Raw genomic sequence first — 7,716 nt, forward strand, 5'->3', positions numbered from 1 at the left:
TAGCGTAGCGGCACAGGTGTTCTCCCTTTGTGCTGACGGTAGCGGGCAAAGAGAGTCGCGTCGAACCGATTTTGACGATGAGGGTCATCAATTGCGGTGATGCGTTCGGTCTGCCTGCGGTGCAGTGAACCTCTGCCTGCTGACAGTCCGTGTCAGCGACATCTGTTGCCCTGGCCAGGAATGGAGCGGGGACAGGCGGCAAGATGAGACATCTGAGATATTCGGGACTCGAAGCGAATGTGCAGCGCCAAGCCCTCGTCGACATCATTGCAGGTGATCCGGTGTTGATGCGGTTCCTGCGGGGCATGAGGGAGCTCGGCCTGCCTGACCCGTTGCTGGGCTCGGGAGCAATCTACAACACGGTGTGGAATGTCCTGACCGGCCGCCCTCGGCATCTGGGCATCAAGGATGCCGATCTCGTCTACTTCGATCCCGCGGACCGGAGCTATGATGCGGAAGACCGGGTCATCCGCAGGGCACAGGCACATTTCGCCAATAGCCCCATTCCAGTTGAGGTGCGCAACCAGGCGCGGGTGCATCTCTGGTTTCCCGAAAAATTCGGCATGGACTACCCCGAACTCACCTGTAGCGCCGACATGTTGCGCTACTTCTCGACGAAGAGCCACGCAATCGCTGCGCGGCTGGAGGATGGGGAGATTGCGATTTACGCGCCGTTTGGGCTCGATGACTTGTTCTCTTTCCGGCTGGCGTCCAACCCGTTGCTGCCCAATCGAGTGACGCATGAAAACAAAGCCAGGCGGGCCATGGCACTGTGGCCGGAACTGCAGTTCGAACCTTGGTCGTAAGGCATATTGACGACAGACCTACTAGAAGGTAGGTAATCATCATGACCGATTTGTCCAGCACTGCCGAAGAAATCCTCCGTCGCACGCGCCCGCTCATTCTGTCGGGTGGCTATGACGGCTTCAGCTATGCGGATATTTCCAGCATCGTGGGCATCCGCAAGGCGAGCATTCACCACCACTTCCCGACCAAGGCACAACTGGTCCGTACTTTGGTGGCCCGCTATCGCCAGGAGGCCGTGGAGGGGCTTTTGGCGATGGACAATGCCATTGCCGACCCAGCGGAAAAACTGCGGGCCTACACAGGCTATTGGCAATCGTGCATCACCTCGGGTGACGAGCCGTTTTGCGTTTGCGCCTTGTTGGCCAGTCAGATGCCGGCTCTGCCTGAAGAGGTGGCGGCCGAGGTCCGGGCACATTTCCGGGCGCTTGCCGCTTGGCTGACAGGCGTGCTCCGGGATGGCCTGGCGCAGGGAAGCCTGCACATGGCGCATGATCCGGAAATAGAAGCGGAAGTGTTCGTCGCTACGGTGCACGGGGCTATGCTTTCCAGCCGGGCCCACGGAAAAGCAGAAGTCTTCGGAATGATCGTCCAACCCCTCGTCGAGCGCTTCGTCAGGTAAGCCCAAGAGGGTAGGCGGAGCTTTTCGACGATCAAGCCTACCAACTAGTAGATATGTTGACGCATCGCGCGTCGCCTTCATGAAGGACGAAAAATGTTCGGTATTTCCCCCATCGGCTGGTTTCACACGCTGGGCAGCCTGCCAGCACTGGCAATGGCCATATATATGCTGGTCCGGCATGGCCGCATCGTACCGCGCTCCGCGCCCGGCGCGATCTATTTCGCTTCGATGGTCTTGGGCGGCGCCACTGCGTTTCTGGTAGCAAAACAGCCTGTGAGCTATGCCATCGGCGGCCTTACATTGCTGGTGATCGCCGTAGGCTACGGGGTTCACCGTCTGACATTTCTGGGACGGCTGCGACGCTACATCGAAACCATGAGCCTCAGCTTCAGCGTCTTGCTGTTGCTAGTGCCGACTGTGACGGAAACGCTCACCCGCGTGCCCGACGGCGCTCCGTTTGCGTCCAGCGTGAGTTCGCCCATCGTGTTGGGGGCCCATGCCACGCTGTTGCTGGCCTTCATTGTCGGGTTGATTGCACAGATCGTCGTGCTGCGGCGCGAAGGCCGGGCGCGAGTTGCGGCTTAAAGCGAGACCTCGCCGCGCGCCAGCATGGCCAGGGCCTGTGGGTAAATCTTGTGCTCTTCGACGAGTACGCGGGCAGTCAGGGTCTCGGGCGTATCGCCGGAGAGGACGGGAACGCGGGCCTGGAGAATGGCCGGGCCTTCATCGAGCCCCGGCGTGACGAAATGCACCGTGCAGCCATGCTCGGCATCGCCTGCGGCGAGCACGCGGGCGTGGGTGTCGAGACCCTTATAGAGGGGCAGGAGGGAGGGGTGGATGTTGATCATCCGGCCCTGCCAGTGCAGCACGAAGTCTTCGCCCAGGATGCGCATGAAGCCGGCGAGGCAGACATAGTCGACTTCCCAACCCTCAAGGATCTGGGTCATCATGTCCTCGAACATTTCCCGGCTCAAGAACTTGCTCTGGGCCAGCGAGGCTGTGGCGATGCCGTTTTCCTGGGCGGTGAGGAGACCCGGGGCGGCGGCCTTGTTCGAGAGTACACCGACAATCTCGGCCGGGTAGTCCGGCGACTTCGTGGCCTCGATCAGCGCGGACATGTTGGAGCCGCGGCCGGAAATGAGGACGCCGACTTTCTTCCGACTCACAGGGCGAGCTTCCCGCGGAAGGTGACGGGTTCGCCAGTGCGGGCAGTGAGCTGACCGACGATGGCAGCCGTCTCGCCCGAGGCGGTGAGGCTTTCGACCAGCTTTTCGGCATCTTCGGGGGTGACGGCAACGAGCATGCCGACGCCGCAATTGAAGGTGCGCAGCATTTCACGCTCGCTCATGCCGCCGACCTTAGAGAGCCAGCCGAAGACGGCGGGCACAGTGACGGCGTCGAGATCGACGTCGGCTGCAAGCTCATCGGGCAGGACGCGCGGAATATTGTCGATGAAGCCGCCGCCCGTGATGTGGGCCAGCGCCTTGATGCCGATGCCAGCCTTGAGGGCGGCGAGGAGCGGCTTCACATAGATGCGGGTCGGTTCGAGGAGTGCCTCGGCCAGCGTCTTGCCGGCTTCAAAGGGAGCATCGGCGGTCCAGGCGAGGCCGGAGAGATCGACGATCTTGCGAACCAGCGAATAGCCGTTGGAGTGCACGCCGGAGGATGCAATGGCGACGAGCGTGTCGCCGGCAGCGATATCCTTGCGCGGCAGCAGCGCATTGCGCTCGGCGGCGCCGACGGCGAAGCCGGCGAGGTCATAGTCGTTGCCGTGATACATGCCCGGCATTTCGGCGGTTTCCCCGCCGATCAGCGCGCAGCCGGCGAGGCGGCAGCCATGGGCAATGCCCTCGACGATGGCAGTGCCCTGCGCAACATCGAGCTTACCGGTGGCGAAGTAATCGAGGAAGAACAGCGGCTCGGCGCCTTGCACCACGAGGTCGTTGACGCACATGGCGACAAGATCCTGGCCGATTGTGTCATGCTTGCCGGTATCGATGGCGATTTTCAGCTTGGTGCCGACGCCATCATTGGCGGCGACAAGCACAGGATCGACAAAACCTGCGGCCTTGAGGTCGAACAGACCACCGAAACCGCCGATTTCGCCATCGGCGCCGGGGCGGCGCGTGGAGCGCACGGCGGGCTTGATCGCCTCGACCAGAGCATTGCCAGCATCGATATCGACGCCCGCCTGCTTGTATGACAGGCCGTTTGATGGCAGGTTTTGCGCGTCGGACATGAGCCTAAAGCCATTGCTGGGGATATCGGGAACGCTTTGGCTACCGAGACCCGGTCTGGTTGAACTTAACGGTGCAGGCCGCTAGAGCTTTTCATGCGATGTTCGAATCGCGCGATGCTCCAGGTCTTTGTTTTTGCGGCGATTTCAAAAACAGAAAGTGATAGACGCTTTCTGCTCCATTTGCCTGAAGGCCTGATAGCTTCTTGGATAGTTAGACGCAAGGGCCGCCCGGCACCATGAACCTTAGAAATCAAGTGCTGATCTGGATCGGCTTCTTCGTCTTCCTGATCCTCGCTCTATGGATATTCCGCGGCATCCTGCTGCCCTTCGTGGTCGGCGCGGCGCTTGCCTATCTCCTCAATCCGCTGGTCAACCAGTTGCAGCGCTGGCATTTCAACCGTGGCTGGGCCACGGCGGTTGTATTGCTGAGCGTCGTCGCCATCATCGCCGGCATCTTCGTCATGATCGTTCCGATGGTGGCGCAGCAGATCGTAGGGCTGGTTCAGCGCCTGCCGGGCTATGCTGCCGATCTCGAGGCCATGGTGCGCCGATGGGCGCCCGAACTCAACGAATGGCTTGGCCCGGAGCGCGCGGCGCAGGTGGAGCGCACGGTTTCGGACATGCTGGGGCAGATCGTTGGATTTGCCGGCGTTGTGACCTCGGAAATCCTCGCCTCCGGCATGACGCTGATCAGCGTGATCGGTTTCTCGATTTTCACCCCCGTCGTTGCCTTCTACCTGCTGCTCGATTGGGACAGCATGGTGCGCGGGCTGCATGACCTGCTCCCGAGGAAGCAGCGCCCGGAGATCCTCGGCATCCTCAGGGATATCGACAGCTCCATGGCCGGCGTGATCCGCGGGCAGGGCGGTGTGCTCGTGATCGACGCAGTGTTCTATGCGGGCGCGCTGTCCCTCGTCGGCCTCAACTATGGCCTTGCAGTCGGGCTTATCGCGGGCCTGCTGAGCTTCATCCCCTATGTGGGGTTCGGCGTCGGCTTTGCCCTTTCCATGGGTATTGCCACCGTTCAATTCTGGCCGAACTGGTGGATGATCGCGCTGGTCTTCGCCATTTTCATGGGCTGGCAGTTTGTCGAGGGCAATGTGCTCTATCCCAAGCTTGTGGGCGGCTCCATCAACATCAATCCGGTCTGGCTGATGTTTGCGCTGTTGGCTTTCGGCGCGCTTTTCGGCTTTGTCGGGTTGTTGCTCGCCGTGCCGCTTGCGGCAATCGGCGGGGTGCTCGTGCGCTACGGCATTCGCAAGTATAAGGGAAGCAGCCTCTATCTCGGATCAACCCATGGTGGCCAGGGTGGTAACCCCACTGCGTAACGACAGGCTGCGGCAATTGTCGCTCGAGTTCGAGCATACGCCATCCCATGCCGCAGACGATTTTCTGGTGGGGGAAGGCAATGCCCTGGCCCACGGACGTATCGGCGCCTGGCCGCATTGGCCGGATGCCGTGACGCTGCTGATCGGCCCGCCAGCCTCGGGCAAATCGCACCTGGCGCGGATTTTTGCGGATCGCAGCCACGCGGCGATGGTGACGCCGGAAACGATCACCGCGATTGCGGAAGCCGATGGGCGAGGGCCCCTTGTCGTCGAAGACGTGGACCGATTGGGCTATGACGAGCACAGCCTGTTTCACCTGCTCAATCAGGCCATGCGCGGAAATCGGACGCTGCTGCTGACGGCGCGGGAGGACATTGCCAAGTGGCCGCTGGCGACGGATGACGTACGCTCGCGCGTTCGCCGGGCGCCCGCTTTCCGGCTTGAGGTCAGCGACGACATAGAACTGTCACAGATGTTCGCCAAACTTTTCGGCGATCGTCAGATCAAGGTCGATCCCAAGATCATCCAGTATCTCGTGGCGCGGATGGAACGCAGCCCCGAGGAAGTGGGTGAATTGGCCGACCGCATGGACCGGCTGGCTCTCGCAAGAGGCACGGCCATTACCCGAACGATTGCAGCAGAGGCCCTGGCGCTCCGGGAAACGGAGCGCGACGGTGGCAGCCAACAGGACTGGGACCCTTTAAGCGATGAATGACATGAGCGAGATCACCGAGGCAGAAGGCGCTGGGCCGGACGTCGAGGCGTTGCGGACCAGCCCGGCGCGGTTCGTCAACCGTGAGGTGAGCTGGCTCCAGTTCAACATGCGCGTGCTCGAAGAAGCCGGTAACGAGGCGCATCCGCTGCTTGAGCGGCTGCGTTTCGTATCGATCTCGGCGAACAATCTCGACGAATTCTACATGGTGCGCGTGGCGGGTCTCAAAGGGCAGATTCGCGCCGGATTGACCAAGCAAAGCGCCGATGGGTTGACCCCATCCGAGCAGCTTGAGGAAATCGCGACGCTCGCCCAGCACCTGCAGCGCGACCAGCAGGACCATTGGGAAACGCTGCGCGAGGAACTGTTTGCGCAGAACGTTGTGATCCACGAATCCAACGACCTCAGCGAAGATCAGGTCGCTTACCTACAAAAGCTGTTCCGCGAAGAAATCTTCCCGGTGCTGACCCCAATTGCGGTCGATCCGGCGCATCCCTTTCCGTTCATTCCCAATCTCGGGCTGGCGCTCGCGTTTGAACTGAAGCGTCCCGATAGCGATCAGCCACTGACAGCGCTGGTTCGTATTCCGGGCAATCTCGACCGCTTCATTACCCTCCCCAATGAACTGGTGTCGGAAGGGCGGACGGAAGTCGTGACCATCGATACGCTGGTCAAGCTGTTCTTCCACAAGATGTTCCCTGGCCATGAAGTGGTCGGATCGGGCGCGTTCCGCATCATTCGTGACAGCGAAATCGAAATCGACGACGAAGCGGCCGATCTTGTGGTCGAGTTTGAGAGCGCCTTGCGCCAGCGCCGTCGCGGCCAGGTGATCCGGCTTGAAATCGAACGCTCGATGCCGCGGGCACTGCAGCGCCAGATCGGCGAGCAGATGGTCATCAAGGACGCCGACGTGTTCGAGGTGAACGGCTTTCTCGGCCTCGCCGACGCGCGCAAGGTGTGTGACGTCGATCGGCCTGACCTGAAGTTTACGCCCTACATCGCGCGCTTCCCTGAGCGTATCCGCGACTATAACGGCGACAATTTCGCGGCGATCCGAGCCAAGGACATTCTCGTCCACCATCCATTCGAAAGCTTTGACGTCGTCGCGCAATTCCTGATGCAGGCAGCGCGCGACCCCGATGTCGTCGCCATCAAGCAAACGCTCTATCGCACGTCTTCCGACAGCCCGATCGTCAAGGCGCTGGTGATGGCGGCCGAGGCCGGCAAGTCGGTGACATGTCTTGTCGAGCTCAAGGCTCGATTTGACGAAGAGGCCAATATCCGCTGGGCGCGCGATCTGGAGCGGGCAGGGGCGCAGGTCGTCTTTGGCTTCATCGAGTTGAAGACTCACGCCAAGCTGAGCCAGGTGGTGCGGCGCGAAAAGGGCAAGTTGGTCAGCTATTGCCATATCGGCACGGGCAATTATCACCCGATCACGGCCAAGGTTTATACTGATCTGAGCTACTTCACGATCGACCCCGCGATCACCCGGGACGTGGCCCGCGTATTCAACTTCATCACCGGCTATGCACGGCCGACCGAACTCGAGACCATTGCGGTTTCTCCGGTCAATATGCGCGAGACGCTGATCAACAATATCGCCCGCGAAATCGAGTTCGCCCGCAATGGGCAGCCGGCGTCCATCCTCCTCAAGATGAACTCGCTGGTCGATCCTCAGATCATCGACGCGCTTTATGACGCGAGCCAGGCCGGGGTGAAGGTCGACCTGATCGTGCGCGGCATCTGCTGTCTCCGGCCGGGCATTCCGGGCTTTTCGGATAATATCCGGGTCAAGTCGGTGGTTGGACGGTTCCTTGAACACAGCCGCATCTATTGCTTCGGCAATGGCGAGGCCATGCCGTCGGCACGGGCCATCGTCTATATTTCCTCGGCGGATCTGATGGGTCGCAACCTAGATGGCCGCGTCGAAGTTATGGTGCCGATTCTCAACAGAACCGTGCACAAGCAGATTCTTGACAGAACGCTAGTTGCCTATTTGAAGGACAATCAG

Annotated in this window: 8 protein-coding genes; 6 read left to right on the plus strand and 2 right to left on the minus strand. The window is 60.9% G+C overall.

The features are described 5' to 3' along the window. Nucleotides 1–239: 239 nt before the first annotated feature. The 3 genes from ABW043_RS00760 to ABW043_RS00770 all read left to right on the plus strand — a co-directional run bounded on the left by ABW043_RS00760 (nucleotide 240) and on the right by ABW043_RS00770 (nucleotide 2,011). The gene (locus ABW043_RS00760) at nucleotides 240–806 is read left to right on the plus strand and encodes a nucleotidyltransferase family protein (RefSeq protein WP_353919336.1); all 567 of its coding nucleotides are present in this window, start codon (nucleotides 240–242) and stop codon (nucleotides 804–806) included. A gap of 41 nt (nucleotides 807–847) precedes the next feature. Continuing rightward, entirely contained in the window at nucleotides 848–1,426 is a 579-nt protein-coding gene (locus tag ABW043_RS00765; RefSeq protein WP_353919337.1) for a TetR/AcrR family transcriptional regulator, read from the plus strand. Nucleotides 1,427–1,519: 93 nt separating this feature from the next. Continuing rightward, nucleotides 1,520–2,011 (plus strand): hypothetical protein, encoded by a 492-nt coding sequence (locus tag ABW043_RS00770; RefSeq protein ID WP_353919338.1) that lies wholly within the window; start codon nucleotides 1,520–1,522, stop codon nucleotides 2,009–2,011. Here the strand turns inward: ABW043_RS00770 and purN are convergent. Continuing rightward, complete coding sequence (gene purN, locus ABW043_RS00775) at nucleotides 2,008–2,592, minus strand: phosphoribosylglycinamide formyltransferase (protein ID WP_353919339.1); 585 nt, start codon at nucleotides 2,590–2,592, stop codon at nucleotides 2,008–2,010. The two genes, ABW043_RS00770 and purN, sit on opposite strands and share 4 nt — an antisense overlap. Further along, nucleotides 2,589–3,665: a phosphoribosylformylglycinamidine cyclo-ligase gene (gene purM, locus ABW043_RS00780; RefSeq protein ID WP_353919340.1), complete on the minus strand. Its 1,077-nt coding sequence runs from the start codon at nucleotides 3,663–3,665 to the stop codon at nucleotides 2,589–2,591. Before purM ends, purN begins: the two co-directional genes overlap by 4 nt. Nucleotides 3,666–3,901: 236 nt before the next feature. Between purM and ABW043_RS00785 the strand changes: the two genes are divergently transcribed. The 3 genes from ABW043_RS00785 to ABW043_RS00795 all read left to right on the plus strand — a co-directional run. Continuing rightward, nucleotides 3,902–4,993, plus strand: coding sequence for an AI-2E family transporter (locus ABW043_RS00785; protein WP_353919341.1), 1,092 nt, complete (start codon nucleotides 3,902–3,904; stop codon nucleotides 4,991–4,993). After that, nucleotides 4,974–5,708 carry a P-loop NTPase family protein gene (locus ABW043_RS00790; RefSeq protein WP_353919342.1) on the plus strand — a complete coding sequence of 245 codons (735 nt, stop codon included), beginning with the start codon at nucleotides 4,974–4,976 and terminating at the stop codon, nucleotides 5,706–5,708. Before ABW043_RS00785 ends, ABW043_RS00790 begins: the two co-directional genes overlap by 20 nt. Further along, nucleotides 5,701–7,716, plus strand: a 2,016-nt coding sequence (locus ABW043_RS00795; protein WP_353919343.1) for an RNA degradosome polyphosphate kinase, incomplete at its 3' end; no start/stop codon positions are given. The genes ABW043_RS00790 and ABW043_RS00795, both read left to right, overlap by 8 nt.

Source organism: Devosia sp. (genome assembly GCF_040509215.1).
Taxonomy (GTDB): domain Bacteria; phylum Pseudomonadota; class Alphaproteobacteria; order Rhizobiales; family Devosiaceae; genus Devosia.

Coding starts and splice junctions, on each gene's coding strand:
- ABW043_RS00770 (WP_353919338.1), top strand. CDS start 1,520: ATGTTCGGTATTTCCCCCATCGGCTGGTTTCACACGCTGGGCAGCCTG.
- ABW043_RS00785 (WP_353919341.1), top strand. CDS start 3,902: ATGAACCTTAGAAATCAAGTGCTGATCTGGATCGGCTTCTTCGTCTTC.
- purM (WP_353919340.1), bottom strand. CDS start 3,665: ATGTCCGACGCGCAAAACCTGCCATCAAACGGCCTGTCATACAAGCAG.
- ABW043_RS00765 (WP_353919337.1), top strand. CDS start 848: ATGACCGATTTGTCCAGCACTGCCGAAGAAATCCTCCGTCGCACGCGC.